Annotated in this window: 25 protein-coding genes and 2 pseudogenes; 17 read left to right on the forward strand and 10 right to left on the reverse strand. The window is 68.0% G+C overall.

The features are described 5' to 3' along the window. Positions 1 to 17: 17 nt before the first annotated feature. On the reverse strand, positions 18 to 1,220 hold the full coding sequence (locus C461_RS14005; RefSeq protein ID WP_008002350.1) for an acyl-CoA dehydrogenase family protein: 1,203 nt from the start codon (positions 1,218 to 1,220) through the stop codon (positions 18 to 20). Between the two features lie 144 nt (positions 1,221 to 1,364). Between C461_RS14005 and C461_RS14010 the strand changes: the two genes are divergently transcribed. The 3 genes from C461_RS14010 to C461_RS14020 all read left to right on the forward strand — a co-directional run bounded on the left by C461_RS14010 (position 1,365) and on the right by C461_RS14020 (position 4,463). After that, positions 1,365 to 2,561: an MFS transporter gene (locus C461_RS14010; RefSeq protein WP_008002352.1), complete on the forward strand. Its 1,197-nt coding sequence runs from the start codon at positions 1,365 to 1,367 to the stop codon at positions 2,559 to 2,561. 126 nt (positions 2,562 to 2,687) lie between these two features. Next, positions 2,688 to 3,956, forward strand: a complete 1,269-nt coding sequence (locus C461_RS14015) for an MFS transporter (protein WP_008002354.1) — start codon at positions 2,688 to 2,690, stop codon at positions 3,954 to 3,956. 48 nt (positions 3,957 to 4,004) lie between these two features. Next, positions 4,005 to 4,463, forward strand: coding sequence for a universal stress protein (locus C461_RS14020; protein WP_008002356.1), 459 nt, complete (start codon positions 4,005 to 4,007; stop codon positions 4,461 to 4,463). A 25-nt stretch (positions 4,464 to 4,488) separates the two neighbouring features. Here C461_RS14020 and C461_RS14025 read toward each other — a convergent pair whose 3' ends face one another. The 3 genes from C461_RS14025 to C461_RS14035 form a co-directional block, all read right to left on the reverse strand. After that, entirely contained in the window at positions 4,489 to 5,928 is a 1,440-nt protein-coding gene (locus tag C461_RS14025; RefSeq protein WP_008002357.1) for an MmgE/PrpD family protein, read from the reverse strand. A 122-nt stretch (positions 5,929 to 6,050) separates the two neighbouring features. Beyond that, the gene (locus C461_RS14030) at positions 6,051 to 7,352 is read right to left on the reverse strand and encodes a ribonuclease catalytic domain-containing protein (protein WP_008002358.1); all 1,302 of its coding nucleotides are present in this window, start codon (positions 7,350 to 7,352) and stop codon (positions 6,051 to 6,053) included. A 103-nt stretch (positions 7,353 to 7,455) separates the two neighbouring features. Beyond that, positions 7,456 to 7,761: a DUF7562 family protein gene (locus C461_RS14035; protein ID WP_049906703.1), complete on the reverse strand. Its 306-nt coding sequence runs from the start codon at positions 7,759 to 7,761 to the stop codon at positions 7,456 to 7,458. A gap of 171 nt (positions 7,762 to 7,932) precedes the next feature. Between C461_RS14035 and C461_RS14040 the strand changes: the two genes are divergently transcribed. Next, on the forward strand, positions 7,933 to 8,412 hold the full coding sequence (locus C461_RS14040) for a cation:proton antiporter regulatory subunit (protein ID WP_008002360.1): 480 nt from the start codon (positions 7,933 to 7,935) through the stop codon (positions 8,410 to 8,412). A 61-nt stretch (positions 8,413 to 8,473) separates the two neighbouring features. Further along, on the forward strand, positions 8,474 to 9,709 hold the full coding sequence (locus C461_RS14045; protein WP_008002361.1) for a cation:proton antiporter: 1,236 nt from the start codon (positions 8,474 to 8,476) through the stop codon (positions 9,707 to 9,709). 271 nt (positions 9,710 to 9,980) lie between these two features. Here the strand turns inward: C461_RS14045 and C461_RS14050 are convergent, their stop codons facing one another. The 3 genes from C461_RS14050 to C461_RS14060 all read right to left on the reverse strand — a co-directional run bounded on the left by C461_RS14050 (position 9,981) and on the right by C461_RS14060 (position 12,167). Continuing rightward, a complete protein-coding gene (locus C461_RS14050) occupies positions 9,981 to 10,427 on the reverse strand; it encodes a DUF302 domain-containing protein (RefSeq protein ID WP_008002362.1) in 447 nt (148 codons plus the stop codon). A gap of 52 nt (positions 10,428 to 10,479) precedes the next feature. After that, positions 10,480 to 10,770: a DUF5789 family protein gene (locus tag C461_RS14055; protein ID WP_008002363.1), complete on the reverse strand. Its 291-nt coding sequence runs from the start codon at positions 10,768 to 10,770 to the stop codon at positions 10,480 to 10,482. Positions 10,771 to 11,015: 245 nt separating this feature from the next. Next, positions 11,016 to 12,167: an aminopeptidase P family protein gene (locus tag C461_RS14060; protein WP_008002364.1), complete on the reverse strand. Its 1,152-nt coding sequence runs from the start codon at positions 12,165 to 12,167 to the stop codon at positions 11,016 to 11,018. Positions 12,168 to 12,263: 96 nt separating this feature from the next. Here C461_RS14060 and C461_RS15915 point away from each other — a divergent pair, with 96 nt between their 5' ends. Both C461_RS15915 and C461_RS14065 read left to right on the forward strand, forming a co-directional pair. Beyond that, the gene (locus tag C461_RS15915; protein ID WP_008002365.1) at positions 12,264 to 12,404 is read left to right on the forward strand and encodes a hypothetical protein; all 141 of its coding nucleotides are present in this window, start codon (positions 12,264 to 12,266) and stop codon (positions 12,402 to 12,404) included. A gap of 84 nt (positions 12,405 to 12,488) precedes the next feature. Beyond that, complete coding sequence (locus tag C461_RS14065; protein ID WP_008002366.1) at positions 12,489 to 12,719, forward strand: DUF7543 family protein; 231 nt, start codon at positions 12,489 to 12,491, stop codon at positions 12,717 to 12,719. Between the two features lie 4 nt (positions 12,720 to 12,723). Here C461_RS14065 and C461_RS14070 read toward each other — a convergent pair whose 3' ends face one another. Beyond that, on the reverse strand, positions 12,724 to 14,166 hold the full coding sequence (locus tag C461_RS14070) for a tRNA(Ile)(2)-agmatinylcytidine synthase (RefSeq protein ID WP_008002367.1): 1,443 nt from the start codon (positions 14,164 to 14,166) through the stop codon (positions 12,724 to 12,726). A gap of 228 nt (positions 14,167 to 14,394) precedes the next feature. Between C461_RS14070 and C461_RS14075 the strand changes: the two genes are divergently transcribed. After that, positions 14,395 to 15,366 carry a transcriptional regulator gene (locus C461_RS14075; RefSeq protein ID WP_008002369.1) on the forward strand — a complete coding sequence of 324 codons (972 nt, stop codon included), beginning with the start codon at positions 14,395 to 14,397 and terminating at the stop codon, positions 15,364 to 15,366. Between the two features lie 71 nt (positions 15,367 to 15,437). Here C461_RS14075 and C461_RS14080 read toward each other — a convergent pair whose 3' ends face one another. Continuing rightward, positions 15,438 to 16,979, reverse strand: a complete 1,542-nt coding sequence (locus tag C461_RS14080) for a nucleotide-binding protein (RefSeq protein ID WP_008002371.1) — start codon at positions 16,977 to 16,979, stop codon at positions 15,438 to 15,440. Between the two features lie 156 nt (positions 16,980 to 17,135). Between C461_RS14080 and ahaH the strand changes: the two genes are divergently transcribed. The 9 genes and pseudogenes from ahaH to C461_RS14120 all read left to right on the forward strand — a co-directional run bounded on the left by ahaH (position 17,136) and on the right by C461_RS14120 (position 25,532). After that, positions 17,136 to 17,492 (forward strand): ATP synthase archaeal subunit H, encoded by a 357-nt coding sequence (gene ahaH, locus C461_RS14085; protein ID WP_049906706.1) that lies wholly within the window; start codon positions 17,136 to 17,138, stop codon positions 17,490 to 17,492. 4 nt (positions 17,493 to 17,496) lie between these two features. Next, positions 17,497 to 19,692 carry a V-type ATP synthase subunit I gene (locus tag C461_RS14090; RefSeq protein ID WP_008002373.1) on the forward strand — a complete coding sequence of 732 codons (2,196 nt, stop codon included), beginning with the start codon at positions 17,497 to 17,499 and terminating at the stop codon, positions 19,690 to 19,692. Positions 19,693 to 19,910: 218 nt separating this feature from the next. Next, positions 19,911 to 20,162, forward strand: a complete 252-nt coding sequence (locus C461_RS14095; RefSeq protein ID WP_008002374.1) for a hypothetical protein — start codon at positions 19,911 to 19,913, stop codon at positions 20,160 to 20,162. Between the two features lie 21 nt (positions 20,163 to 20,183). Continuing rightward, positions 20,184 to 20,762, forward strand: a complete 579-nt coding sequence (locus C461_RS14100) for a V-type ATP synthase subunit E (RefSeq protein ID WP_008002375.1) — start codon at positions 20,184 to 20,186, stop codon at positions 20,760 to 20,762. After that, positions 20,759 to 21,805: a V-type ATP synthase subunit C gene (locus tag C461_RS14105; protein WP_008002376.1), complete on the forward strand. Its 1,047-nt coding sequence runs from the start codon at positions 20,759 to 20,761 to the stop codon at positions 21,803 to 21,805. Before C461_RS14100 ends, C461_RS14105 begins: the two co-directional genes overlap by 4 nt. Further along, positions 21,802 to 22,131, forward strand: a complete 330-nt coding sequence (locus C461_RS14110; protein WP_008002377.1) for a V-type ATP synthase subunit F — start codon at positions 21,802 to 21,804, stop codon at positions 22,129 to 22,131. Before C461_RS14105 ends, C461_RS14110 begins: the two co-directional genes overlap by 4 nt. A gap of 1 nt (position 22,132) precedes the next feature. Next, positions 22,133 to 23,407 (forward strand): annotated as a pseudogene (locus C461_RS14115) (V-type ATP synthase subunit A); the annotation flags it as partial. 15 nt (positions 23,408 to 23,422) lie between these two features. Continuing rightward, positions 23,423 to 24,106 (forward strand): annotated as a pseudogene (locus tag C461_RS16240) (ATP synthase beta subunit C-terminal domain-containing protein); the annotation flags it as partial. Between the two features lies 1 nt (position 24,107). After that, positions 24,108 to 25,532 (forward strand): V-type ATP synthase subunit B, encoded by a 1,425-nt coding sequence (locus C461_RS14120; RefSeq protein ID WP_008002381.1) that lies wholly within the window; start codon positions 24,108 to 24,110, stop codon positions 25,530 to 25,532. A gap of 84 nt (positions 25,533 to 25,616) precedes the next feature. Here the strand turns inward: C461_RS14120 and C461_RS14125 are convergent, their stop codons facing one another. Further along, positions 25,617 to 26,801 carry a helix-turn-helix transcriptional regulator gene (locus C461_RS14125; RefSeq protein ID WP_008002383.1) on the reverse strand — a complete coding sequence of 395 codons (1,185 nt, stop codon included), beginning with the start codon at positions 26,799 to 26,801 and terminating at the stop codon, positions 25,617 to 25,619. Positions 26,802 to 26,926 lie beyond the last annotated feature (125 nt).

Genomic DNA, 26,926 nt, shown 5'->3' on the forward strand with positions numbered 1-26,926 from the left:
ATCCCTAGAGGGTCGTCTCAGTACGACCGCGGTAGTCCGAGCACGCGCTCGCCGAGGTAGTTAAGCGCGAGCTGCTGGGTCACCGGAACGAGCCGCGTCAGCCGCGCCTCGCGGAAGTAGCGCTCCACGTCGTACTCGCGGGCGACGCCGAAGCCGCCGTGGGTCTGGACCGCGGCGTCCGCCGCCTCGAAGGCCGCCTCGGCCGCGAGGTACTTCGCGACGTTCGCCTCGGCGCCCGCCGCCGTTCGATCGAGGTCGTCGAGGCGATCGGCGGCGTCGTAGATCACCTTCTTCGCGGCCAGCAGGTCGGCGTACGCCTCCGCGAGCGGGTGTTGGACGGCCTGGTTCGCCCCGATCGGGCCGCCGAACACCTCGCGCTCGTTCGCGTAGGCGATCCCGCTTTCGAGCGCCGTCTCACCGAGCCCCAGACACTCGGCCGCGATCACCAGCCGTTCCTCGTTGAGTCCGTCGAGCACCTGGTAGAACCCCTTCCCCTCCTCGCCGATGAGATTCTTCGCGGGCACGCGCACGTCGTCGAAAAAGAGCTGGTAGGAGTGGACCGCCCGGCTCGCGGTCTTGGGGATCCGTTCGATCTCCAGCCCGTCGGCGTACGCGTCTTCCAGGTCGACGAGGATCATCGAGATGCCGCGGGTGCGCTTGTCGACCTGGTCTCTGGGGGTCGTTCGCGCCATCAACACGAGGTAGTCGCTGTCCTCGACGCGCGAGATCCACACCTTCTCGCCGTTGATGACGTACTCGTCGCCGTCTCGCTCGGCGCTTGTCGTCATCGCCGTCGAGTCGGAGCCGGCGTTCGGCTCCGTCAGCCCGAACGCCTGGATCGTCTCCTCGCCCGCGGCGACCTTCGGGAGGAGCGTTTCTTTGATCTCCTCGCTCGCGTACTTCACGATCGGCACGGAGTTGTAGATCCCGCCGTGGATCGACTGCGGCGCGGCGAACCCGCCGCCGCTCGCCGCGATCTCCTCCATCATCACGACCGCCTCGCTCGTCGACATCTCGACTCCGCCGTACTCCTCGGGGATCAGCATGCCGAGCCAGCCGTCGGCGGCGAGCCGATCGACGAACTCCTGTGGGTACGTCGCCGTGCGGTCGCGCTCGCGCCAGTACTCGTCGTCGAACTCCGCACAGAGGTCGCGAACGCTCCGCCGAACCAGCGACTGCTGTTCGGTGAGTTCGACCGAATCCCGCCAGTCTTGTGGCATGTGGTGACTTGCACCACCTCGGCGGAAAAGGATTCGCGTCGTGGCGATCCGTGCCCCGTATCGACCGTCTGCGGGGTCGCTGAGTGTCGTCCGAGTTGCCGAGAGCGGACCGCTTATGAATCGGGCTGCGGTGGCTGACGGTGGATGGACCGCACCTACTGGCGGACGGTGTCGCTCGTCACGCTGTGGCAGGTCTCTGCGAGCATCTGTTATTACACCGTGTTCGCGGCGACGCCCTTCTTCCGAGACGAATTCGGGCTCTCGCGCTTCGAGGTCGGGATCGTCGTGACGACGCTCACCCTCGGCTACGCGGTCTTCCTGCTCCCCGTCGGTGCGCTCACGGACCGGTTCGGGGAGCGACGGACGCTCTCGCTCGGGCTCGTCGGTCTCTCCGCCGGGATGCTCCTCGTCGCGGGCGCGCCCACCTACGCGCTGCTTTTGGCCGCCGTCTTCTTGCTCGGCTCGGTGTACAGCACCGCGATGCCCGGCACGAACAAGGCGGTGTACGACAGCATCGCCCCCGGGCGGCAGAACATGGCGATGGGTATCAAACAGGTCGGCGTCACCGGTGGGAGCGGAATTAGTGCGCTGCTCGTCACCGGACTGGCTGGATACTTTTTCTGGGAGGTCGGCTTCCTCATTGCCGCCGTTTTCGGCGTCGTCGTGGCGGGGGGCTTTTCGATCTTGTACCGCGGTGCGGGCGGCAGCGGTACGACCGACTCCCCGGAACTCCGCGGATTGGCGAACAACCGCCCGTACCTGCTGCTCGCGGTCTCCGGGCTGTTCCTCGGTGCGGCGCTGTTCACGACGACGGGATACACCGTCTTGTACGTCGAGGAGTCCATCGGCGCGTCCGTCGCGTTCAGCGGCGTCGTGCTCGCGATCGTGCAACTGTTCGGCAGCGGCGGTCGACTCCTCGGAGGGTGGCTCTCAGATCACCTCCCGGGAGACCCGCAGACCCGAATCGGCGGGATCCTGCTCGTCCAGACCGTCGCGAGCGCGGTCCTGTTCCTCGTCGTCGCTCGGACGACGACGCCGACGAACGCCGGCGTCGCCTTCGCCGCCCTCGGCTTCTTCGTGCTCGGGTTCACCGGCGTCTACTACTCCTGTATGGCGACGCTCGTCCCCGCCGAGCAGATGGGGAGTGCCACGGCCGGCTGTCAGCTCGCGCTGACCTCGGGGGCACTGTTCGCGCCGCCCGCGTTCGGCTACCTCGCCGACACGCTCGATTACCGGGCGAGTTGGACGCTCCTCGCCGGCATCTGTCTCGTCGCCGCCGTGCTCGTCGTCGCCGTCATCCGCTCGGAGCCGCCGGTCGGCGAGACCGCGATGGCGGAGTGAACCGTCGCTCGCTGACGAGCGTCCCCGTCCGTCGACGACCCGTACCGCTTCCTGACCGGGCGGTGCTCGCGGCAACCCCGGCGGCTACCCCCGGACCTATCACGCCCCACGGAGAACGCGCTTCCAATGGATTCCGCCGAGCGACGGATCGTGGCGTTCACCGCCGGGTCACACGGGCTCGTTCACACCTACGAGCTCTCGATCCCGATCCTGTTGACGGTGTGGGTCGCGGAGTTCTCGACGACGGCGGCGGTCCTCGGACTGGTGGTCACCCTCGGCTACGGGCTGTTCGGCGTCGGCGCGCTCCCGGGGGGCATCCTCGTCGACCGGTTCGGGTCCAAGCCGCTCATCCTCGCCTGTCTCGGCGGGATGGCGGGGTCGTTTCTCCTCGTGAGCGTCGCGCCCAACCTCCTGACGCTCGCGGTCGCGATCGCCGTCTGGGGGGTCACCGCAAGCGTCTACCACCCGGCGGGGCTGTCGCTGCTTTCGAAGTCGGTCGCTCAGCGTGGCACCGCGCTCGGGTACCACGGGATCGGCGGCAATCTCGGGATCGCGCTCGGTCCGCTGGCGACCGCGCTCCTGTTGTTGGCGTTCGACTGGCGGATCGTCGCGGCCGCACTCACGGTTCCCGCGGTCGTCGTCGCGGCCTACGGGCTCACCGTCGACGTCGGTGTGACGGCGCCGGACACCGAGGAAGACGCTGACGCCGCCACCGACGCTGACGCCACCGGCGGTACCAAAGGCGAGATCTCGCTGTCGAACATCGCCGACGACACGCGAGTCCTGATCGCCGGCGGGTTCCTGATCGTCTTCGCGTTCGTCACGTTCAGCGGGCTCTACTACCGCACGTTCCTCACGTTCCTCCCGGACCTGCTCGGCGACGCGATCGGCGGTCTGATCGACGTCCAGCTCATCGATCCCGACAGCCCGTACGCCGAGGAGTTCGACGTGGGTCGGTACCTGTACGTCGCCGTGCTCATGGTCGGCGTGCCCGGGCAGTATCTCGGCGGCCGGATCGCCGACCGAATGCGGCCGGAACGCGGGCTGTTGGTCGTCATGTCGGTGCTGGCGGTGCTCGCGCTGCTGTTCGTCCCCGCCGGCGAGTCCACCGCGACGTTCCTCGCGGTCTCGCTGCTGCTCGGCGTCGCGCTGTTCACGGTCCAGCCGCTGTCGCAGGCGACGGTCGCCGCCTACTCTCCGAGCGAGGCTCGCGGCATCTCGTTCGGCTACACCTATCTCGGTATCTTCGGCGTCGGCTCGCTCGGCGCCGCCCTCGCGGGGGCGGTCCTCACCCGAGCGGGACCGCGAGAGCTGTTCTTCGTGCTCGCAGGCATCGCGGCCCTCGGCGCCCTCTCCGCGGCCGCCGTCGCCCGGTTCGCGATCCGACAGGACTGACGGCCGAGATGCCGGTATTTATAAATGCGGTGTGAGGAATCGTGTTATATGTACCACGTCCTGTTGCCGATCGACATCGAGGCCGATCGCGCTCGCTCGCAGGTGACGCTGTTGGAATCACTCCCGATCGACCCTGACGAGGTCACCGCCACCGTGTTACACGTGTACGAGTCGGTCGACGCGCCGGCCGACGAGGCGGGATCGGCCGTCATCGACGAGATCAACGAGTCGATCGAGGAGCTCAGGGGCGTCCCGGACTCGGTGGAACTCGTCGAGGCGCGTCTCGACGAACTGGGGATCTCACACGACCGGGAGCTGCACGTCGGCGACGCCGCCGAGGCGATCGACTCGGTCGCCCGCGCCCGCGACGTCGACGCCATCGTGCTCGGGATGCGCAAGCGCTCGCCGGTCGGTAAGGCGCTGTTCGGGAGCGTCAGCCAGACGGTTCTGCTCAACGCCGACCGCCCGGTGATCGTCGGAAAGCCGTCCGACGGCGACGACGCCTAGCGCCTCGCTCCGGGCCCACTCGTTCTCACGCCGTCGCTGCGTCGATCAGCGCGGCGAGTGAGCCCGTCCCCCTCTCCGTCTCCTTCCCCGTCTCCGACTCCTTCTCACCCGCGCCCGTGACGGTCCCCGCAACCGAGTCGACGGCAGCCGTCAGCCGCTCGGGATCGATGCCCGTCCCGGCGAGCAACCCCTCGGTCTTCGCTCGAGTTTCGGCGGCGGACATCGGCGTCTCAGGCTCTCCGAGTGGAGTACTCACCGAGCGCTCGTGCGTCTCACCGCCGGCCGTCACGGCGACGTCGGCGCCCCACTCCTCGGGGAACCGCCGCTCGACCGCGTCGTCCGTCGAGACGTTCGTCGCGTCCATCAGGCGCCGTAGCTCGGGATCGTCCCACTGGGGGGGATCCTCGAACCGCCCGACCGCCCGGAGGAAGGGCTCGGCGCCGGCCGACCCGGCCGTCAGCGTCAGCGCGGCGGCGAACGGCGCCGAGAACTGGCAGTCGACGAAACTCGTCGGGCGGCGCTTCGCCTCGATGGGGTCTCCGGTCAGTCGGATGCCTGGGCTCGGGATCGCGACGTCGATCGCCTCGACGGCGTCGGCGTCGACCTCGGGAGCGATCGCCCGCAGGGCGTCGATCGCGGCGTGCAGGTACCGACAGCACGGGTACGGCTTCCGCCCCGTCTCAGCCAGCGCGTCGCGAGATTCCAGCCGATCGAACGCCGCGAGGTTCGGATCGTCGGTGTAGCCCGTCAAGAACCCGTACTCGCCGTCTATCGGGTCGGCGGCGCCGACGACCCCGGCGGCCGCGAGCGTCGTCGCTTCAACCCCACGGCGGGCGGCGAGTCCCGGATGGAGTCGCTTGTTCCACGCCCCGTTCGCGAGGAACTGCAGGGAGCCGGCCGCCTGACTCCCGGCGATCCCGAGTGCGTTCCGGAGTTCCGGGGCGTCGAGCCCGCGGGCGACACCGGCGGCGGCGACGGCCCCGAAGGTGCCGCAGGTGGCCGTGACGTGGAAGCCACGGTCGTAGTGCGAGTCCGGACCGACCGCCTCTCCGACGGTGCAAGCGACATCGTACCCGGCGGCGACGCCCGCGAGGAATCGGTCCGCGCTCGCGTCGGCACCCTCCGCGGCCGCGAGCGCGGCGGCGATCACCGGGGCGCCGGGATGTAACGAGGACGGGAGATGGGTGTCGTCGAAATCGAGGCTGTGCGCGAGCGCGCCGTTCGCGAACGCGGCGTCGGCGGGGGTCATCCGCTCGCCGCTCGGCAAGACGGTCGCCGTCGCGTCCGTCTCGGGATCGGGCGTCGGCCCCGAAAGGTCCCGTATCCCGTCGAGTATCGCGGGCGAGGAGTCCGCGTGCGCCGCCCCGCCTATCGTCACGGCGAACCAGTCGAGGAGGTGCGCCGGGAGGTCCGGCCTGTCGGCGTCGACGCGCTCGCAGTGGTCGACGATCCGGTCTGTGACCATACGGGCGCGTGAACAGCGGGCGGTATCAAGATTCGCGTGTCGGCAGGTGCAAGGGCGACGTGTCGGCAGGAGAGGTCGGAACCGACGACGGACCGGGGGCACGCCCGACGCCGGAGTCCCGCTCAGACCGTGTGTTTCGCTTCCTCGGGATCGTCGACCACGTCGAGTCCGCGGTTGTTGACCGCGTACGGGTCGAGCCCCTGCTCTTGGAGGAACTGCTTATAAAGGCGCTCCGCGGTCTCACCGTCTTTCTGCTTGTCGCTGGCGTGGTCGCACAGCTCGATCAGGTTCTCGGGGACGTCGTTCTCGTGGACGATCCAGTGGTTGATCGTGTCCGAGAGCCGCCGGATCGGCGAGGTGAAGTGGCCATAGATGTCGAAGTTGAGCGCGTGGTGGCCGCCGAACGGGTCGTTCATGTACTTCGCTCGGGGCATCACCTTCAACACGGCGCGTTGGATCTTGTTGAGCTGGCGGTCCGGAGCCGTCTCTAAGGCGGCGTTGACGGCCTTACGCGGGTCGTCGCCCCACGCGTCGCCGGGGATCGAGACGCCGTCGAGCTCCTGTATCTCTTGGAGCGCCTTGCTCCACTGATCGGGCGTCGGCTGCGGGTGGACGCGGTACATCGCCTCGACGCCGCGGTCCCACATCAGGGTGTGCGTCACCGCCTTGTTCGCTTTGAGCATCGACTCCTCGATGATGGTGTGCGCGCGGTCGCGGCTCGGGTTCAACACGAGCGAACCGTCCTCCTTGCGCTGCTCGTGCATCCGGTCGGCCAGCTCGTAGGCGAGCGCGTTCTCCTCGCCGAGGGGTAATGAGGGGTCTTCCAACCGCTCCTCGCACTCCTTGTAGGTGAGCCGCTCGTCGGAGTTGATGACGGATTTGTAGATATCGATGTCTTCGAACGAGAGCGTCTCGTCGTCGATTTCCATCTCGACGGTGTGTGCGAGCCGATCCTCCTCGGGGACGAGCGAGCAGACCGTCTCGGCGAGCACGGGCGGGAGCATGTGGATCGTGTACGCGGGGAGGTAGACGGTGTTGGCCCGCTGGACGGCCTCCTCCCACATCGCGGTGTCGGGGGTGACGTAGTGGGTCACGTCGGCGATGTGGACCCACAGCCGGTAGGCGCCCTCCTCGCGCTTAATGGAGATGGCGTCGTCGAAGTCCTGCGCGTCGACGGGGTCGGTCGTCCACGTGGTGAGGTCTCGGAGGTCCTGCCGCTCGTCGATCTCCGACTCGATCTCGTCGTACACGCCCTCGGTCCGGGCCTCGGCCTCTCGGAGGACGTCGCTCGGGAACTCGTCGCGGATCTCGAACTCCTCGAACAGCTCCGTCCGTTTCTCTGCGAGGCGGTCGGCCAGTGCCTCCGTGATCGTCACGGGGCCTTGGTCCTCGGCGGAGCCCGGTTTCGGCTCGTCGTCTGACATACGGTGACCAACGCGGGTCCGTTAGAAAGGCCTGTCGGGGACGCGGGCGGTCCCGTGTCAGCGTCGTCGCCGCGGGCGTCTCGTCACCCGGTACCCACCGGGGCTACCGGTCGCGCTCGGACCGCCTCGTCGACTCGCCGGCGGCGACGGCGTCGGCGTACCGGCCGAGAAACTCCTCCCGCGTGAGGCCGTCGGACTCGATCGAGAGGATCAGCGATTCGAGCCCGTCGCGGGGCTGGTGGCAGATCTCGTCGTCGCAGTCGGTACAGAGGTACTCGAACTCCTTGTCGCGCCGGTTCCAGCGGTCGCCCTCCTTGTCGTACTCGCGCGCGTCCTCGCGTAGCACCGAGTCCCCACACGCGATACAGACCACCGTCCGCCGGTCCCGGCTCCTCCGGGCTCGCCACATACCTCTCTCCTCGGTCCCACGGCACTTAGCGTTTGGTACGCGGCTGACGCCCGTCGGACGAGGCGGTCGCGGCTGTGCGCTCATCGTCTCGATCTCTCGATCCGGCCGAGCCACAGCTCCGACCGATCCGCACAACTACACAACTATTACGATGGCCTCGTTTCTCTCGGTATGACGATAACGGAATCCGACCTCCCGGGCGTCGGGAAGAAGTTCGAGATCGAACTGCGCGACGGCGCCATGATCGTCGTCATCCACAACACGGGGAAACGCGAGCTGTTCCACCGGCCGGACCCGAACGCGGACTCCGAGAAGGCGTTCGAGTTCGACGACGACCTCGCCCGGAAGATCGGCTCGATCATCGAGGGGGCGTACTTCCAGCCGGTCGAGCCGGAGACGCAGGAGACGACGCTGCCCGGCGGGATACTCCTGGAGTGGTACGAACTCCAGCCGGGATCGCCGCTCATCGGGGAGACGCTGGAGAGCGCGGACGTCGGCAACCGAACCGGCCTCGCGATCGTCGCGATCCAGCGCGACGACGAGGTCATCGACAGTCCGACCGCCGACACCACGCTCCGCGAGGGCGACACCGTCATCGGGGTCGGTACCCGCGAGAACTGCGCGGCGTTCGAGGAGATCCTCACCGGATGAACGGCGCGCGCGCCGCGAGCGACTCGACCGCTCGGCCCGCCCCCCGGGGAGGTGGTCGGTAGTGGCGCTCCTCGAACTGGGGATCATGTTCGCGGCGATCGCCGGCGTCGGCGGCGTCGCGAACCGGCTCGGACAGTCGGTGATCCCCTTTTATATCGTCGCCGGGATGCTGCTCAGCGAGTTCGTGCTCGGTCGGGTCGCGCTGCCGATGCTCGGAACCGCGTACATCCCCGAGTCGGAGTTCATCGCGACCGGCGCCGAGCTGGGGATCGTCTTCCTGCTGTTTTTCCTCGGGCTGGAGTTCAACCTCGATCGCCTGCTCGACCGGCGGGGACAGATCGGCACCGCGGGGACGATCGACCTCGCCAACTTCGGCGTCGGGCTCGTCCTCGGGTGGTTCGTCTTCGGGGCGTTCCTGCCGGCGTTCCTGCTCGCGGGGATCGTGTACATCTCCTCGTCGGCGGTGATCACGAAGTCGCTCATCGACCTCGGCTGGATCGCCAACGACGAGGCCGAGCCGCTGCTCGGGACGCTCGTGTACGAGGACCTCTTCATCGCCGTCTACCTCGCGGTCGCCTCGGCGCTCGTGCTCGGCGGCGGGAGCGTCGCCGCGGCGGCGTTCGACATCGCGATCGCGGTCGGGTTCATCCTCGCGCTGCTCGCGGTGGTCGCGTTCGGCGAGCCCGTGTTCTCTCGGCTCGTCCGGACCGACAACCGCGAGTTCGTCGCGCTCCGGTCGATCGCCGCCGTGGTGTTGATCGCGGGCGCCGCGCTCGCGCTCGGCGTCAGCGAGGCGGTTGCCGCCTTCTTCGTCGGGATGGCGTTCTCGGCGACCGAGTACGTCCACGAGATCGAAGCGCTGCTCGAACCCGTCCGCGACACGTTCGCGGCGGTGTTCTTCTTCTGGATCGGACTCGTCACCGACCCGCTGCTGTTCGGCGACGTGATCTGGCTGATCGCGCTCGCCGTGCTCGTGACCACGCCGACGAAGTTCGTGACGGGCTTTTTCGGCGGTCGCGCGTTCGACCTCAACACCCGCCGGTCCACCCGAGTCGCGCTCGGGATGACGACCCGCGGGGAGTTCTCGCTGATCATCGCGACGATCGCGGTGAGCGGGGCGGAGGCGGGCGTCTTCGACGCGGCGCTCGCCGCGACGCTCAACGCCTTCGCGGTCGGCTACGTGCTCGTGATGGCGATCCTCGGCACGACGCTGATGCAGTACTCGGAGCCGTTCGAGGCGGCCGCGATGTCGTGGTTGGGCGGGTCGACGGGCGAGACTGAGACTGGGCGTTTATAAGGGACGGTGCGGTCGTCGTCGGTCGTTTATAACCTGTTGCTGGCCCGATGCGCGCTCTCGTCGCCCCTGATCTGCACCGCACACGACCTCATACCTCCCCAGCCTCGCCGCTCGCTCGAGGCTCCCTGCGGTCGCCCACGTCGCTCGCGGCGTCCCTCGCGCGCGTCGTTCGCGGCCTGGCGGCCGCTCACGAGCGCGCGCCACCGCATGTCCTTTATAACTCACGTCGCCGCTGTCGATTCTACTTATAAGGGTCGCCGACGACGATTGCTCACTCCGCGAGTTCGTCGAACACGGCGTCGACCATCTCGCCGGTGTCGGCGATGATCGCGTCCATCTCCTCGTCGTCGACCGGGAGACCGAGCAGCCGCGCGGTCTTCATGATCGAGATGTGGTAGACGACCTGCTCGCCGGGGGCCTCCTCCCAGATGACCATGTTACAGGGGAACAGTCCGCCGATCCGGCCGTCCGTCGCGTCGAGCGCCCGGTCCGCCACCGCCGGGTTGCAGGCGCCGAGCACGTAGTAGGGGTCGCGGTCGGCGTCGACCTTCTCGTTGAGCAGCTCGGAGGGCGAGAACTCGACGGGGATGCCGAAGCCGGCGTCGAGACACACTTCGCGAACCTGCTCGATAGCCGACTCGTGATCGGTCGACAGCGTCGTCTGCGTCTCTCCGTACTCCTCGGGGTCGAGTTCGTGCGGATCGAACGGGATCACCATACGTCAGTTCGGCGCCGACGGCACAAAAAGCCCGTGGGGGGTGACGACCGAACTACTCGGTCGCGACCGGACCGCGGCCGACCAGGTCTTCGACCTCGGCGACGAACTCGCTCCGGCTCTCGAACAGCGGCACCTCGGAGTCCGCCAGCACGTCGTCGAGGGTCTGCGGTCCGTCGGGCGTCCGGATGACCGCGTCCCCCTCCTGTGCGCGCAGGTCGCTGCGTTTCGCGGGCCACGTGAGCCGGGACGCGACGCGGGCGATCGGCTCGCCCGCCACGTCCGGCCCCTCGCCGAGCTCGACGGCCGGTTCGGCCTCCTCGGCCTCCTCCTCGTTGTCGCTCATACCCCGCGGTTCCGCTCCGGCGACACTAATGGTTTCGATGCGAACCGAGCGCGCGGCGCGACGCGCCGACGCCAGGGGCCCTGACCGCCCGCGACCACCCCGAAATAATTCGGTATCATGATTATGCAATTCAGCGGCAAGTTTCGTTCGGGGGTAGGCACACGACTCCCGTATCTGCGCGTCTGCGGCCTCCGATCGTCTGTCGGGGGCGACTGACGCGCCGGTTTTCCCGCTTCGCTTCGCGCTCAGCGCCAGCCTCGGTCCGTCCGATTCAGGCGTTCGCACCCGTCTTCGGTGACGACGACGAGGTCCTCGATCCGACAGCCGAAGCGCCCGTCGAGGTAGACTCCCGGCTCCACGGAGAACACCATCCCCGGTTCGAGTTCGCGGTCGTTGCCCGCGACGATGTACGGCTCCTCGTGGACGTCGAGCCCGACGCCGTGGCCCGTTCGGTGAATGAACGCGTCGCCGTACCCCGCCGCCTCGATCCGCTCCCGCGCGGCGCGGTCGATCGCCTCTGCGGTCGCGCCCGGCTCCACGGCGTCGATCGCGGCCGCCTGCGCCTCGCGTACGGCCTCGTGAACGCGCTCGTACTCGGTCGGCGGGTCGCCGTCGAAGACGAGCGTCCGCGTCTGGTCGGACGGGTAGCCGTCGACGCGCGCCCCGAAGTCCAGGACGACGGGCTCGCCGCTTCGGATCTCGCGGTCGCCGTGGCCGTGGTGCGGTTTCGCCCCGTTCGGCCCCGACCCCACGATCGTCCCGAACGAGACGCCGTCGCCGCCGTGCGCCGCGAGCCGCTCACCGATCCGGTCCGCGAGTTCGCGCTCCGTCATCCCGACGGCGTCGGCGCCGAGGTCGCGGAGATCGCTCACGACCGCGTCCGCCGCCGCGCCCGCCGCGCGCATCGCCGCGAGCTCGCTGCTGTCCTTCCGGACTCGGAGGTCGGCGAGGACCTCGCTCGCGAGCCCCCACGTCGCGTCCGGGGCCGCCGATCGCAGGTCCTGCGTGAACGTCGCCCACATCGTGTCGTCGACGAGGAGCCGCCCCTCGCGCAGCCCGAGCTCGTCGAGGAGGTCGCGGACGGCCGCGATCGGGTCGTCGCCGTCGGCCCACGTTCGCACGTCGGCGACGCTCGTCTCCTCGCGAACCTGCGTCTCGTACAGCGCGGGCACGAGCAGGGTCGGGTCGGTGCGCCCTCGGTCCGCCGCCGGCACGGCGAGCAGGAAGTGTCGCTCTCCCGGCTCCTCGTCGAACCCGGTCAGGTACTGGAGGTTCCGGCTCGGAAAACAGATCAGCCCCGCGGCGTCCGCCTCGTCGAGCCGCGCCGCCGCGCGGTCGCGGCGCTCGGCGTGAACGTCCCGCGAGTCCCGCCCGTCGCCGTCGGTGGTCTCGGCCATGCGTGCGTTCGGCGCGGCGTTCGCTTATAAGCAAGGGCTCGTTGCAGGGGCGGTATGCGACTCATAACCATATGGGTCGTACCGGTATCGGGAACCATGAGCATCGAGAACGCGTCGACGTTCGACTGTCCGGAGTGTGACGTGATCGCCCCCTCGGCGTCCGTGCCGTACGACGCCCTCGGCTACGCCGTCTGTCCCTCTTGCGCCTACTCCGCGACGCCGACCGACGACCGCTAGACCGCGGCTCGACCCCCTCGTCGACCGCGGAGCCGATCACCCGCGAACCGCGTCGCTTTAGCCCCGCCGCGGACCTCATCGGGTATGAGCTGGTCACTCGGACGCGAGGACGACGTTATCACCGAATGGAACCGATCGGACGGCTACGCGACGGTTCGAGTCCGCGAGCGGAGCGACGGCGGGTTCGTCGTCCGCCTCGACGTGATGGAACAGGCCGAAGACGAGTCGACCTACGAGCGCGAGCGGTTCGACGACCGCGAGGCGGCGCTCGACCGCGCCGCGGCGTGGCGAGACGAGCGCGACCTCGACGACTGACCCGCTATCGCTCCGGGTGGATCGGCGCGTCGAACCCACCTCGAATCAGTGGCTTCGCGACGTGGCGCCGAGCGCTCGGCGGCACCTCGTACCAGCCGACCTCCAGATCGCGGTCGATTTTGCGGTCGACCTTCCCCGGCGCGGCCGTGCCGCAGTCCCGACAGCGGTAGCCCTGCCCCTTCCCCGCCGAGGACATCGATCGGTCGCAATCGGGACACCGCGGCACCGCCGGCTCCGTTCGCACGAGGTCGTTCACGGCGAACTTCTCCAGTTTGAGCGTCGACCGAGGGCCGTCTCCGACCTCGCGCACCTCGTGTTCCCCACACAGCGTCACCCGATCGCCGGGTCGGAGCGCCCGGACGCGGTCGCGAAACCGGCCCGTCGGCTTAAAGGCGAGACAGCGGAGTCGAGCGCCGACTCCGTCGGTCTCGGAGCCCGTCGGTTCGCCGCCGCCGGAGCCCGACTCCGCGACGTCGACGTGGACGTGACCCCCCCGTTTCGTCTCGGGCGCGCTCGCGACGACGCCGTCGACGCGGTACCCCGCCCCGTCCCGGAGGTCGCCGATCGCCCCCGGTGCGAGGTGGGCGTCTGTGCCCTGGTTCGTCAGGAACGTCGCGGCGCGCTCAACGGGTTCGCTCGCGATCGCTTCGGCGACCGCCCGGCACGCGCTCGCGTCGTCGCCGCGGATCCCGTGGAGGATCGGTCCGGGCGCGTTGGGGACGCAGACGGGCGCGCCGGTCCCGCGATCCACCGTGTCCCAGACGACCGGGTACCCCTCGTCGGCGGCGGCGAAGAGGCTCTCGACGTCGACGTCTCGCGGGGTCCCACAGCGGTCCAGATCGCGGTAAGAGATGCGCTCGACCGTCCAGTCGCCGAACGCCGCCGGGGCGCCGATCGCCGCGAGCGCGCCGATCCGGCCGCGCCCTTCGACGGCGTCGGCGGCGGTGTCTCCGCCCGTTCCGAAGGCGGCGTGCCGAAACCCGTGTGCCTCGGCGAGCGCGAGCGCCTCGTCGAGCGAGAGCCGGTGGCGGAGTGCGCGTCGGGCGAAGTCGCCCACGTCGTCGGGGATCGACGGACATCCGCGGCCCGCGTCGCCCGCCGGACCGAACGAGTCGCCGACGCCAGCTCTCGCGACGTCAGCCTCACCGACGCCGCCCTCGGCGACGACGACGCCGGGGGAGGTCCGCGGGTCGTCGGTCGCGGCGAACTCTTCGACGGTCTCGGCCGCGAGGTCGAACGCCGTTGCGGCGTCGACGCCGTCGACGTGTAACGCGACGGCGGCGTTGCCCCGGGTCTTGTGTTTCACCGCCGGGTTGAGGCGGACGAGGAGCCGCCGACGGACCCGACCGCCGGCGGCGTCGAGTCGCTCCGCGAGGCGCGCGCCGACGTACGTCGTGCACATCCCCCGATCGCGGGAATCGGTGTCGTCGACGGCGATGATGACCATACGAGAGGGTTTCGCCCTCCCGGACAAACCGGTTTCGACGCGGCCGTATCGCCGCCTCGTCTGGCCGTATCGCCACCTCGTCTCCCGCATCGTCACTCCGTCTGGTCGAATCGGCGCCCCCCGTCTGGCTGCATCGCCGTTCGAGTCGACGAAACCGCAAGCGGGCGGCGTCGTTACTCGCGTACAGCCGACACAACGCATATATACGGCGAACCGCTTCTTTCGGGTATGTCTCGGACTGCGCTGATCGAAAACGTCACCGCGATGCTGGAAGACGCGGGATTCCTCGTCAGCGAGCGGTGTGCGGTCCGGCCCAAGAGCTTCGACGTGGCGGCCCGACGCGGTGAGGACCTCGTCCTCCTGAAGATTCTCGGCAACGTCGACGCGCTCGACTCCGAGACCGGCGCGGAGATGCGCCGGCTCGGGGAGTACTTGCAGGCGACGCCGATGGTGATCGGGATCCGAACCCGGGACGAGGAGCTGAAACCCGGCGTCGTCTACTTCAGACACGGCGTCCCGGTGATCAACCCCGACACGGGATACGACCTGTTCGTCGAGGAGATGCCGCCGCTCATCTACGCGGCCCCCGGCGGACTCTACGTCAGCCTCGACGGCGACCTCCTCGCCGACGAGCGCGAGGAGCGCGGCTGGTCGCTCGGTCGGCTCGCGACCGAACTCGGCGTCTCCCGGCGCACCGTCTCGAAGTACGAGGACGGGATGAACGCCTCCATCGAGGTCGCGATCCAACTGGAAGAGCTGTTCAACGAGCCGTTCTCTAGTCCCGTCAACGTGCTCAACGGTGCCGACGGCGTCCGCGACGCGGACCCGACGCCCTCCGCGCCCGCGACCGACCCCGACGACGAGCACGTCGTTCACGTGCTCACGAACGCGGGCTTTACCGTCCACCCGACCGCCCGCGCCCCCTTCAAAGCCGTCTCCGAGGACGAGGGGAGCGCCGTGACGCGAGTGCTCACCGGTCACTCCGCGTTCACGCCCGCCGCGGAGAAGCGCGCGCGGATCATGTCCTCGATCGGCGAAGTGGCACGCACCCGATCCGTCTACTTCACCGAGGAGGACGAGGGCCGCGACTCGGTCGACGGGACCGCCTTGGTCTCCTGTGCGGAACTCGCCGACATCTCCGATCCAGAGGAGATCCGCGACCTGATCCGCGACCGCGCGGAAGCGCCCTCGGAGGCCTGAAGCGCGCTCTGCCAGCTAAAACGTTCTCGGCCAGCTGAAACGCTCTCGACAGTCTGAGCCGCCCTAGGGGTCTACCGACCGAGCAGCCGACTGAAGAACCCGCCTTTGTTTTCGTCGTCGGTCGCTTCGTCCGCGCTCTGGCCGTCGCTTTCGTCGTCGCTTTCGGAGCGGGCGGTGTTCATGATCCCGGTGTCGTCGTCGCGGAACGGCACGCTCCCGGCCAGTTCGTCGTCGATATCGTCACCGTCGCTCTCCTTGGTCTCGCTGTCGTCGCCGCCGCTGTCCTCGGTCTCGCCGTGCTCGCTCTCGTCGACTGCGTCGCCCACCTCGGCGTCGCGTCGCGCCGCGACCTCGTCTGCGTCCGCGATCGGGTCGTCTTCGCCGCCGTCGTCGAAGTCGTCGTCCACGTCTTCCTCGATCATCGCCTCGAGGTCGTCGCCGCTGACGTGCCCTTCGCCGACCACCTCAGCCTCGTCGTCGATCGCCTCGGTCTCGTCGCCGTCCGAACTTCCGGGGTCGTCCGGTTCATCCGACCTGTCCGATCCGTCCGGCTCGTCCGGTTCATCTGACTCGTCCGGTCCGTCCGAATCGGCTGATTCCACGGTCTCATCCGCCTCTTCGCCCGCCGGTACGGCGGCCTCGTCGGCGACGATGATGTCCTCTTCGCCGCCCGGCTCGCCCAGTCCGGCCTGCTCGGAGTCCGCGACGATGATGTCCTCGTCGGGTTCGTTGGATCCGTTGGACTCGTTGGACTCGTCGGTCTCGTCGCCCTCGTCGCTCTCGCGGTCTCCACTTTCGGTTTCGTTGTCGTCTCCGCACTCGGACTCTCGATCCTCGTTCTCGCTTTCGTCTGCACTGTCGCCCTCGCCCGTGTCGACGACGTCGCGCTCGCCCAGTCCGTCGCCGGCGACGTCGGCTCCCGTCAGCGCTCGCGTCAGGTCTCGGTAGGCCCTCGTCGCGGGCGAATCGGGCGCGAACAGCGGGAGCGGCTCGGTCGCGTCCGACGCGCTCACGACCGATTCGTCCTCCGGGATCCGTCCGAGGACGGTCGCGTCGAGCAGTTCGGACGCGAGGTCGTCGTCGCCCTCGCCGTCGCCGCTCACTCGGGTGATCGCCGCTCCCGCGACGGTTCCGCCGAGCCGCTCGGTCAGCTGTCGGGTCTTCTCGGTGTCGCCGAGGGAGCTTCGCTCGGCCGTCGAGACGAGCAGCGTCTCGTCCGCGATCCCGAGGGGGAGCGTGGAGTCGTGTGACAGTCCCGCGCCGGCGTCGATGAACACGTAGTCTGCGTCTGAGACGGCCGCAACGACGTCTTTGAGTCCGGAGGGATCGGCGGCCGCGTACGCGTCCAAATCCGCCGCGCCCGGGACGACGCGGAGCCCGACAGGGCCCCCGTGGACCGCGTCGAGCGGGTCGGCCGTCCCGGCGAGGACGTCGTGGATCGTGGTCTCGCCGGGCGTCACGCCGACGGCGCCCGCGAGGTTCGCCATGCCGATGTCGGCGTCGATCGCGACGACGTCGGCGCCCGACTCGGCCAGAATCGTCGCGATCGCCGCGGTCGTGGTGGTCTTCCCGACGCCACCCTTCGCCGACGCGACCGCATACACCGTTGCCATACGGTGAGGGTCCGTCGACTGGTACTTAAATGTAGGCGGCAGCGCGCTGTTCCGCCGGGACTGTCGGGTCCGATCCCGGCCGCGATCGGCTGTGAACCCCGCGCATTTTCGCAAACACCTTATACGTCGCTTGTGGAGTTTCAGGCGATTAGTAGTATGGCGAGACCAGAGGTGCTCGACCGGATCAAGCAGGCTGAAACGGAGGCGGACGAGATCATCGCGGAGGCGGAATCGGACGCCGACGAGCGCCTCGCCGAGGCTCGAACCCGCGCGGAGGAGATCCGCGCGGAGGCCGAGGAAGAGGCGGACTCCGAGGCCGACGAGCGGCTGGAGGCGGCCCGCGAGGATATCGAGGAACGCCGTGCGGAGATCCTCGAATCGGGTCGTGCCGACCGCGACGAGCTCGAACGCGAGGCCCGTGAGCGCGTGGAATCGGCCGTCGACTACGCAGTCGAACGGTTCGAGGAAGCGGTGAACCAACAAGCCGAGGAGGCGGTGGATGCTCAGGCCTGAGCGGATGAGCAAGGTGTCGGTGACGGGCTCGAAGCGCGTCATCGACGACGTCATCGAGGCCGCGTACGAACACCACTCCCTGCACGTCACCGACTACGACGAGCGCTACGAGGGCTTCTCTCCCGGCGCGTCGCTCGACGGCGCGGAAGTGGTCAACGAACGACTCGTCACCGTCCGCTCGCTGGAGAGTATTCTCGACGTAGAGGGCGACGAGACCGAGGCCGCCGGCGCGCTCGACGACGACGCGCTCGAAGCCGAGCTCGCGGACGTGCGCGAGCGCGTCAACGAACTCAACGACGAGCGCGACGACCTTCAGTCGACGATCCGCGACCGGCAAGAGGAGATCGACCGCATGGAGCCGTTCGCCGACCTCGGCATCGAGCTCGATCTGCTGCGCGGCTACGACTCGCTCGAAGTCGTCGTCGGCGAGGCGAAACCGGACGCCGTCGAGGCGGCGCTCGCCGCCGCCGACGGGATCGACTCCTTCGAGGTGTTCGCCGGCGGGAACGTCGTGGCGATCTTCGCCGCACCAGCCGACGGCGCCGACGAGGGTGTTCTCCAGGACTCGCTCGTCGGCGTTGACATCGCGCTCTTGGAGGTTCCGAACGCTGACGCGAGCCCGTCCGAGTACGTCGCGACGCTCGAACGCGAGCGCGAAGACCTGCGCAGCGACCTCGAAGCGGTCGAAGCCGAGCTATCGGCGGTCAAAGAGGAGGCGGCGAGCTTCCTGCTGCGCGCCGAAGAGCAGCTCACCATCGAGGCCCAAAAGAAGGAGGCACCGCTCTCCTTTGCGACCACCGAGAACGCCTTCATCGCCGAGGGATGGGTCCCGACCGAGACGTTCCCGGACTTCGAGGCGGCCATCGAGGACGCCGTCGACGACCACGCCGAGGTCGAGGAGCTCGAACGCGCGTCCTTCACGCCCGACGGCGATCACCACACCGAGGCGGTCGCTGACGGCGGCTCTGCGGGCGGCACCGCCGCGACCGCCGACGACCGCGAGGCGGCCACGGACGGCGGCCACGCGACGCACGGAAGCGATGACCCGCCGGTCGTTCAGGACAACGGGGGCGCCGCTGGGCCCTTCGAACTGCTCGTCCAGGGCTTCGGCCGACCGAAGTACTCCGAGTTCGACCCGACGCTTCTGGTCTTCCTCACGTTCCCGCTCATGTTCGGGTTCATGATCGGGGACATCGGCTACGGCGTGCTGTACGCCGCGATCGGCGTGTTCCTGTACTCGAACTACGAAGGCACGTTCCGCGAGCTGGGCGCCGTCTCCATCTGGGCGGGCCTGTTCACGATCCTGTTCGGGATCTACTACGGGGTCGACATCTTCGGTTACCACGCGTACCCGCTGCTCGGGATCGCGTCGTGGCCGGTCGGGAAGGGCCTCTCGCCCGCCGACATCGATTGGGCGCTCTCGTGGCTCGTCGTGAGCGTCGTGTTCGGGATGGTCCACCTGAACGTGGGGTACCTGCTCTCGTTCGTGAGTAACTACCAACAGCACGACCTGAAACACGCCGTCTACGAGAGCGCGTCGTGGCTGCTGCTCCTCAACGGCGCGTGGATCTGGATCTTCAGCCAGCACGTGCCCGGCCCGAAGCCCGACTTCCTGTTCGAGTCGGTCTCGGTAGTCACGCTCGGTGCGGTCACGTTCAACGGGTTCCCGGCCATCGTCGGGATCGCCGGTCTCGTGGCCGCCGGTCTCGGAGCCGTCCTGCTCGGTATCGGCGAGCCGGCGGAACTCGCGGAAGTGCTCTCGCCCATCGTCAACGTCATCTCGTACGCCCGGATCATGGCGGTGCTGCTCGCGAAAGGGGGGATGGCGCTCGCCGTCAACCTGCTCGCGTTCGGGGCGTACATCGACGAGGGGGGCGACGGGAGCTTCCACTTCATCTTCTCGGCCGACTACCTCGAGTACGTCCAGGGCCACCCCGAGGACTACGAACTCGTCTTCGCGGGGATAACGACCGCCTTCGACCCCGCTTCGATCGGTGCGCTCGGCGTCGTCGCGCTCGTCGGCGGTATTCTCGTGGCGATCATCGGCCACATCGTGGTGCTCCTGCTCGGCGTCTCGTCGGCCGGCATCCAGGCCATCCGTCTCGAGTACGTCGAGTTCTTCGGGAAGTTCTACGAGGGCGGCGGCGACACGTACCTGCCGTTCGGCTACGATCGAGAGTACACGGCAGAGGACAACTGACTGCCCCTCGTTAGGGCACGTCCGATTCGCGCGGTAGACGCGCTGTAATCCCGCTATTTCGTTTCACCCCGGCCCGCCATTTCGGCGGGACGGGACCTCCGCCAGTCTGTGCTTTCTCCTCCGTTTTCCCCGCGCTATTCGGTCGTTTTGGGAAGCTTTATGACCACTGTGGCGGCAAATAGCAACTGTTCGGAGACGAGCAACCGCAACTACTACCAATGCTTGAAGCTACCAACGAACTCGGGAATGCCGTACTGTCCACCGGTGGAACGCTGACTGACCCCAACGCCGCAGCAGCTCTCGCTGTCGGTCTCGCGGCGCTCGGTGCGGGGTACGCAGAGCGTGGGATCGGGTCGGCCGCCGTCGGAGCGATGGCGGAGGACGAGGACCTGTTCGTCAACGGGCTCATCCTGACGGTTCTTCCCGAGACGATCGTTATCCTCGCACTCGTCGTCGTCTTCATCGTCTAAGCGGCACTCCCTTTCACACCAATGAGTTTGGACACTGTCGTTGAGGACGTTCGAGACGAAGCCCGCGCGCGTGCAGAGGAGATCCGCGAGGCGGCCGAGGCGGAGGCCGACGAGATCGTCGCCGAGGCTGAGGCCGATGCCGAGCGGATCCGCGAAGAGCGGCTCGCCGAGGTCGATCGACAGATCGACCAAGAGCGCGAGCAGACGCTCTCCTCGGCCAAACTCGAGGCCAAACAGGAACGGCTCGGAGCCCGGCGGGACGTCCTCCAGGACGTCTACGACGACGTCGAAGCGACGATCGAGTCGCTCGACGGCGATCGCCGCCGCGAGCTGACCGAGTCGCTGCTCGACGCGACCCTCGCGGAGTTCGACGACGACGCCGATATCGCCGTCTACACCCGCGCCAAGGACGTCGAGCTGGTCGAGGACCTCGTCGCCGACCGCAACGCGCAGGTCGACGGCGAGATCGACTGTCTCGGCGGCGTCGTCGCGGAGAGCGATACCTCTCGCGTTCGCGTGAATAACACGTTCGACTCGATCCTGGAGTCCGTCTGGGACGACGAGTTGAAGAACATCTCGGAGCGACTGTTCGACCAATGAGCGCTGTCGGCAGCTCGAACCCAGAGTACGTCGTCGCGCGGGTTCGTGCCCGCCGCGGCAGCCTCTACGGGGACGAGGAGTACCGCAAGCTCACTCGAATGAGCCCGGCGGAGATCGCCCGGTTCATGGAGGAGTCGAGCTACGGCACGGAGATCAACGCCCTGGGGAGTCGCCACGGCGGTGTCGACCTGATCGAATACGCGTTGAACCGGAACCTCGCGAAGCAGTTCGAGGGGATCTTAGACTGGAGCGAGGGGACGCTGTACGATCTCATCGCCCGCTACCTCCGCAAGTTCGACGCGTGGAACGTGAAGACGATCATCCGCGGCGTCTACACCGACACGGATCAGTCCGCCGTCGAGGTCGACCTGATCCGAGCCGGCGAGTTCGACGACCGTCGGATCCGTCGGCTACTCGAGGCCGACTCGATCGACGCGGTCATCGAAGTGCTCGAAGACACGATCTACGGCGACCCGCTCCGCGAGGCGTACGCCGAATACGAGGAGACGAGCGTGCTCGTGCCCCTCGAAAACGCGGTCGACCGCGCCTTCTACGAACGGCTCCTTTCGGGACTCGGACGCGACGAGCCGACCCGGCAGTACGAGGCGTTCCTCAAAGCGGAGGTCGACTTCCGGAACGCGATCAACGCCCTCCGGCTCGCCCGATCGGGCGCGGACATCGACCCGGCGGCGTACTTCATCGAGGGCGGTGACCTGTTCACGCGGGGGTCGCTCGCGCGGCTCGCGCGGAACATGGACGAACTCGTCGAGTACATCGCGGATAGTCAGTACGCCGACGAGCTCGGCCCGGCGCTGCGCGAACTCGAGGAGGCGGACAGCCTCATCGCGTTCGAACACGCGACGGACGCCGCGCTGTTGGCGTACGGCGACCGGCTCGGAACGATCCACCCGGTGTCGGTGACGCCGGTGATCTCGTACATCCTCGCGAAGGAGCGCGAGGTCGAGAACATCCGCGCGATCGCCCGCGGGAAGGAGGCCGGGCTTCCGGTCGACCAGATCGAATCGGAGCTGGTGATCACATGAGCCAGGAGATAGCCGTCGTCGGCAGTCCGGAGTTCACGACTGGGTTCCGGCTCGCCGGCGTTCGGAAGTTCGAGAACGTACCGGACGACGAGAAGGACGAGCGGCTCGACGACGCCGTCGAACGGACCCTCAACGACGAGGGTACCGGTATCATCGTGATGCACACCGACGACCTCGATCACCTCTCGCGGGGGACCCGCGACGCGGTCGAGGGGAGCATCGAGCCCGTGCTCGTGACGCTCGGCGGCTCCGGCGCCGGCAGCGGCGGGCTGCGCGACCAGATCAAACGAGCCATCGGGATCGACCTGATGGAGGAGGACGACTAATATGAGTAAAGCAGAATCCACGGAGAGCACCGCTGAAAACGGTGTCATCCAAAGCGTGAGCGGTCCGGTCGTGAGCGCCCGCGATCTCGACGCCCGCATGAACGACGTCGTCTACGTCGGCGACGAAGGCCTCATGGGGGAAGTGATCGAGATCGAAGGCGATATCACGACGGTTCAGGTGTACGAGGAGACCTCCGGGGTCGCCCCCGGCGAGCCCGTCGAGAACACGGGCGAGCCGCTGTCGGTCGACCTTGGTCCGGGAATGTTGGACGCCATCTACGACGGCGTCCAGCGTCCCCTGGACGTGCTGGAGGGCAAGATGGGCAGTCCGTACCTCGATCGCGGGGTCGACGCGCCCGGTATCGACCTCGAAAAGAAGTGGGAGTTCGAACCCACCGTCGAGGTCGGCGACGAAGTCGGCCGCGGCGACGTGGTCGGGATCGTCGAGGAGACGGTCACCATCGACCACAAGGTCATGGTGCCGCCGGACGCGCTCGAGGAGGGCGAGACCACCGAGGTCACCGCCATCGAGCCGGGCTCGTTCGACGTCACCGAGACGGTGGCCGAACTCGCCAACGGCACGAACGTGTCGATGCACCAGGAGTGGCCCGTCCGCGAGGCGCGCCCCTCCGAGAACAAGAAGACGCCCCGGACGCCGCTCGTGTCCGGCCAGCGCATCCTCGACGGGCTGTTCCCCATCGCGAAGGGCGGGACGGCCGCGATTCCCGGACCGTTCGGCTCCGGGAAGACGGTCACTCAGCACCAGCTCGCGAAGTACGCCGACGCGGACATCATCGTCTACGTCGGCTGCGGCGAGCGCGGCAACGAGATGACCGAGGTCATCGAGGACTTCCCCGAACTGGAGGACCCGGCCAACGGCAACCCGCTGATGGCCCGCACCTCGCTCATCGCGAACACCTCGAACATGCCCGTCGCGGCGCGTGAGTCCTGTATCTATACGGGAATCACCATCGCCGAGTACTACCGCGACATGGGCTACGACGTCGCGCTGATGGCCGACTCCACCTCGCGGTGGGCGGAGGCGATGCGCGAAATCTCCTCCCGGCTGGAGGAGATGCCCGGCGAGGAGGGGTACCCGGCGTACCTCGCCGCCCGCCTGGCGCAGTTCTACGAGCGCGCCGGCGCGTTCGAGAACATCAACGGGACGGAGGGCTCCGTCTCGGCGATCGGTGCGGTGTCGCTGCCCGGCGGCGACTTCTCCGAGCCGGTCACTCAGAACACGCTCCGTATCGTGAAGACGTTCTGGGCGCTCGACGCGGACCTGGCGNGGTACCCGGCGTACCTCGCCGCCCGCCTGGCGCAGTTCTACGAGCGCGCCGGCGCGTTCGAGAACATCAACGGGACGGAGGGCTCCGTCTCGGCGATCGGTGCGGTGTCGCCGCCCGGCGGCGACTTCTCCGAGCCGGTCACTCAGAACACGCTCCGTATCGTGAAGACGTTCTGGGCGCTCGACGCGGACCTGGCGGAACGGCGCCACTTCCCGTCGATCAACTGGAACGAGTCGTACTCACTGTACAAAGATCAGCTCGACCCGTGGTTCGAGAACGAGGTCGCCGACGACTGGGCGGAGAAGCGCCAGTGGGCGGTCGACGTGCTCGACGAGGAGACCGAGCTACAGGAGATCGTTCAGCTCGTCGGGAAGGACGCGCTGCCCGACGACCAGCAGCTCACCCTCGAGGTCGCCCGGTACCTCCGTGAGGCGTACCTCCAGCAGAACGCGTTCCACCCGGTCGACACCTTCTGTCCGCCGGAGAAGACGTACCTCATGCTGACGACGATCGAGACGTTCCACGACGAGGCGTTCGACGCGCTCGAGGCGGGCGTCCCGGTCGAGGACCTCGTCGACACCGAGGCCGCTCCGCAGATCAATCGTATCGGCGTCCAAGAGGACTACGAGGAGTACGTCGAGGATCTCAAATCGGAGATCACCGAGGAGCTCCGGAGCCTCTACTAACATGAAAGAGTATCAAACCATCACCGAAATCAGCGGCCCGCTGGTGTACGCCGAGGTCGACGAGGCGATCGGCTACGACGAGATCGTCGAGATCGAGACGGCACAGGGGGAGACGCTGCGCGGACAGGTGCTCGAATCCTCGGAGGGCGTCGTCGCCATCCAGGTGTTCGAGGGCACCTCCGGTATCGACCAGAACGCGTCCGTCCGCTTCCTGGGCGAGACGATGAAGATGCCCGTCACCGAGGACCTGCTCGGACGGGTCCTCGACGGCTCCGGGCGCCCGATCGACGACGGCCCGGAGATCGTTCCCGAGGAGCGCCAGGACATCGTCGGCGCCGCGATCAACCCGTACTCCCGGGAGTACCCCGAGGAGTTCATCGAGACGGGCGTCTCCGCCATCGACGGGATGAACACGCTCGTCCGCGGACAGAAGCTTCCGATCTTCTCCAGCTCCGGCCAGCCGCACAGCGAGCTGGCGATGCAGATCGCTCGGCAGGCCAGCGTGCCCGAAGAAGAAGAAGAAAGCGACGACGAGGAGGGCTCGGAGTTCGCTGTCATCTTCGGCGCGATGGGTATCACAGCCGAGGAGGCGAACGAGTTCATGGCGGACTTCGAGCGCACCGGTGCGCTGGAACGCTCCGTCGTCTTCATGAACCTCGCGGACGACCCCGCCGTCGAGCGGACGGTCACCCCGCGGATGGTACTCACCACGGCCGAGTACCTCGCCTTCGAGAAGGACTACCACGTCCTCGTCATCCTGACGGACATGACCAACTACTGCGAGGCGCTCCGTGAGATCGGCGCGGCTCGCGAGGAGGTCCCGGGCCGGCGTGGCTACCCCGGATACATGTACACCGACCTGGCGCAGCTGTACGAGCGCGCCGGTCGGATCCAGGGCCGTGACGGATCGGTAACGCAGATCCCGATCCTCACGATGCCGGGCGACGACGACACCCACCCGATCCCGGACCTGACCGGGTACATCACGGAGGGACAGATCTACGTCGACCCCGACCTGAACAGCCAGGGCCTTCAGCCACCGATCAACGTGCTCCCCAGCCTGTCGCGGCTGATGGACGACGGTATCGGCGAGGGACTCACCCGCGCCGATCACGCCGACGTGAAAGACCAGATGTTCGCGGCGTACGCGGAGGGCGAGGACCTCCGCGACCTCGTGAACATCGTCGGTCGCGAGGCGCTCTCGGAGCTCGACAACAAGTACCTGGACTTCGCGGACGCCTTCGAGTCCGAGTTCGTCGACCAGGGATTCGACCAGAACCGAGACATCGAGGAGACGCTGGAACTCGGGTGGGACCTCCTCTCGATGCTTCCGAAGGACGCCCTCAACCGGATCGACGAGGACTTCATCGAGGAGCACTACCGCGAGGACGACTCCGAGCGCGAAGTCGTCGAAGCGGCCGACTAACGTCTCGAATCATTTTTCCGCTCGATCGCGGCTCTCCTGTGAGCTTGCTTTCGAGCTTGAAACCTCCGACCGTCGGCTTCGTCTTCAATCGTCGGTGTCGCCTGTCAAATCGATCACGTTCTCCCGACCGATCCGAAGCTTCTCGATCTCGCCATCGTCGGCCATCCCCGAAAGGACCCGCGACGTCTTTGACTTCGACCAGCCGAGAGCCTCGACGACGTTCGACTGCTTCATCCGACCACCCGCTTCTTCGAGGGCGTGCCGGACTCGGTCCTCGTCGGTGAGGAGTTCCGGATCGACTCCGCCCACGGATCCGTCCCCCGACTCGTCGAGCCCGACGGAGTCGGTGTGATTCTGGAGATCGTCCATCGACTCCGAGGTCGTTGGGGCCTCCGTTTCGGGGTCGTTCGCCGGCACCGTGACTCCGTTCGGCGCCGTGCCGTCGTTTTCGCTTCCGAGCTGCAGCCGCCCGCTCCGAACCACGTACAAGACGAAGGCGATCACGCCTACGAGCAGCAGGGCCACCACCGCGCCGATCCCGAGGCGGTCGCCGACGCCACCGGCCGAATCTCCGTCGGTGTCGTCTCCGGCGCTCTCATCGCCGTCGACCGCCGCTGTCGGCTCGGCCCGGACGCTCGGGCGGCGGTCGGCGAAGTCCTCGCGCCCTCGCCACTCGACGGTACCGCCGTCGATATCGTCTGGAGACGGTTCGACGGCGGAAAGCGCGTAGCCGTCCGGGGCGACGATCGCTAGCACGTCGCCGTCGCCGATGAAGAACCCGCCGTCGAACACGTCTCCGACGACGACCGCGTCACCGTCGACGGCCGCGAACCCGGTCCACGTGAACCGGAAGCTGACGACACCCCACCGCCGGGGAACCTCTTGGATCGACGTGTCGGCATCGAACTCACTCGCTCGCATCGATCGCTCCGACGATTCGTTCGCGGCTGCGACGACGCCGGTCATCCGGTCGGCGAACGGGTCGAGATAGCGACTCGTGTTCGACCGAAACCGGCCTTGAAACCGCTCGTACTCGTCGACGTCGGTCTCGTTTTCGAGACGGGTCCTGAGCGTGATCTCCCACGTCGCCGTGCCGTCGTCTGCGAGGGTGATCCGCGTAATCGTGTTGTCCGGCTCCGGCTGGTCGGCGGTCTGGAGGAACGTGCCCGCCTGCGCGCCCGCAGGCGCGGCGAACGCGACGGCGGCGACACAGCAGACGGCGACGAGGAGGGCGGCGATCGATCCGACCGTCCGATCCCGTCGTCTCATTGGTGACCCGTATTCCGCCTCGCGAATTAAACCCACAGATCGTCGCGTGGGGCACCCCTCGAAATCCGGCGAAACTCGGCGAAACAGTCGGCGGCTGTGGCGCAATCGGGCGGGACAGCGCGCAA

The sequence above is a fragment of the Halorubrum aidingense JCM 13560 genome (assembly GCF_000336995.1).
Lineage (GTDB): Archaea > Halobacteriota > Halobacteria > Halobacteriales > Haloferacaceae > Halorubrum > Halorubrum aidingense.

Coding starts and splice junctions, on each gene's coding strand:
- C461_RS14035 (WP_049906703.1), bottom strand. CDS start 7,761: ATGTGGCGAGCCCGGAGGAGCCGGGACCGGCGGACGGTGGTCTGTATC.
- C461_RS14095 (WP_008002374.1), top strand. CDS start 19,911: ATGCTTGAAGCTACCAACGAACTCGGGAATGCCGTACTGTCCACCGGT.
- C461_RS14060 (WP_008002364.1), bottom strand. CDS start 12,167: ATGGCCGAGACCACCGACGGCGACGGGCGGGACTCGCGGGACGTTCAC.
- C461_RS14050 (WP_008002362.1), bottom strand. CDS start 10,427: ATGGTGATCCCGTTCGATCCGCACGAACTCGACCCCGAGGAGTACGGA.
- C461_RS14110 (WP_008002377.1), top strand. CDS start 21,802: ATGAGCCAGGAGATAGCCGTCGTCGGCAGTCCGGAGTTCACGACTGGG.
- C461_RS14125 (WP_008002383.1), bottom strand. CDS start 26,801: ATGAGACGACGGGATCGGACGGTCGGATCGATCGCCGCCCTCCTCGTC.
- ahaH (WP_049906706.1), top strand. CDS start 17,136: ATGGCGAGACCAGAGGTGCTCGACCGGATCAAGCAGGCTGAAACGGAG.
- C461_RS14065 (WP_008002366.1), top strand. CDS start 12,489: ATGAGCTGGTCACTCGGACGCGAGGACGACGTTATCACCGAATGGAAC.
- C461_RS14120 (WP_008002381.1), top strand. CDS start 24,108: ATGAAAGAGTATCAAACCATCACCGAAATCAGCGGCCCGCTGGTGTAC.
- C461_RS14070 (WP_008002367.1), bottom strand. CDS start 14,166: ATGGTCATCATCGCCGTCGACGACACCGATTCCCGCGATCGGGGGATG.
- C461_RS15915 (WP_008002365.1), top strand. CDS start 12,264: ATGAGCATCGAGAACGCGTCGACGTTCGACTGTCCGGAGTGTGACGTG.
- C461_RS14105 (WP_008002376.1), top strand. CDS start 20,759: ATGAGCGCTGTCGGCAGCTCGAACCCAGAGTACGTCGTCGCGCGGGTT.
- C461_RS14015 (WP_008002354.1), top strand. CDS start 2,688: ATGGATTCCGCCGAGCGACGGATCGTGGCGTTCACCGCCGGGTCACAC.
- C461_RS14090 (WP_008002373.1), top strand. CDS start 17,497: ATGAGCAAGGTGTCGGTGACGGGCTCGAAGCGCGTCATCGACGACGTC.
- C461_RS14055 (WP_008002363.1), bottom strand. CDS start 10,770: ATGAGCGACAACGAGGAGGAGGCCGAGGAGGCCGAACCGGCCGTCGAG.
- C461_RS14025 (WP_008002357.1), bottom strand. CDS start 5,928: ATGGTCACAGACCGGATCGTCGACCACTGCGAGCGCGTCGACGCCGAC.
- C461_RS14010 (WP_008002352.1), top strand. CDS start 1,365: ATGGACCGCACCTACTGGCGGACGGTGTCGCTCGTCACGCTGTGGCAG.
- C461_RS14100 (WP_008002375.1), top strand. CDS start 20,184: ATGAGTTTGGACACTGTCGTTGAGGACGTTCGAGACGAAGCCCGCGCG.
- C461_RS14020 (WP_008002356.1), top strand. CDS start 4,005: ATGTACCACGTCCTGTTGCCGATCGACATCGAGGCCGATCGCGCTCGC.
- C461_RS14075 (WP_008002369.1), top strand. CDS start 14,395: ATGTCTCGGACTGCGCTGATCGAAAACGTCACCGCGATGCTGGAAGAC.
- C461_RS14030 (WP_008002358.1), bottom strand. CDS start 7,352: ATGTCAGACGACGAGCCGAAACCGGGCTCCGCCGAGGACCAAGGCCCC.
- C461_RS14080 (WP_008002371.1), bottom strand. CDS start 16,979: ATGGCAACGGTGTATGCGGTCGCGTCGGCGAAGGGTGGCGTCGGGAAG.
- C461_RS14005 (WP_008002350.1), bottom strand. CDS start 1,220: ATGCCACAAGACTGGCGGGATTCGGTCGAACTCACCGAACAGCAGTCG.
- C461_RS14040 (WP_008002360.1), top strand. CDS start 7,933: ATGACGATAACGGAATCCGACCTCCCGGGCGTCGGGAAGAAGTTCGAG.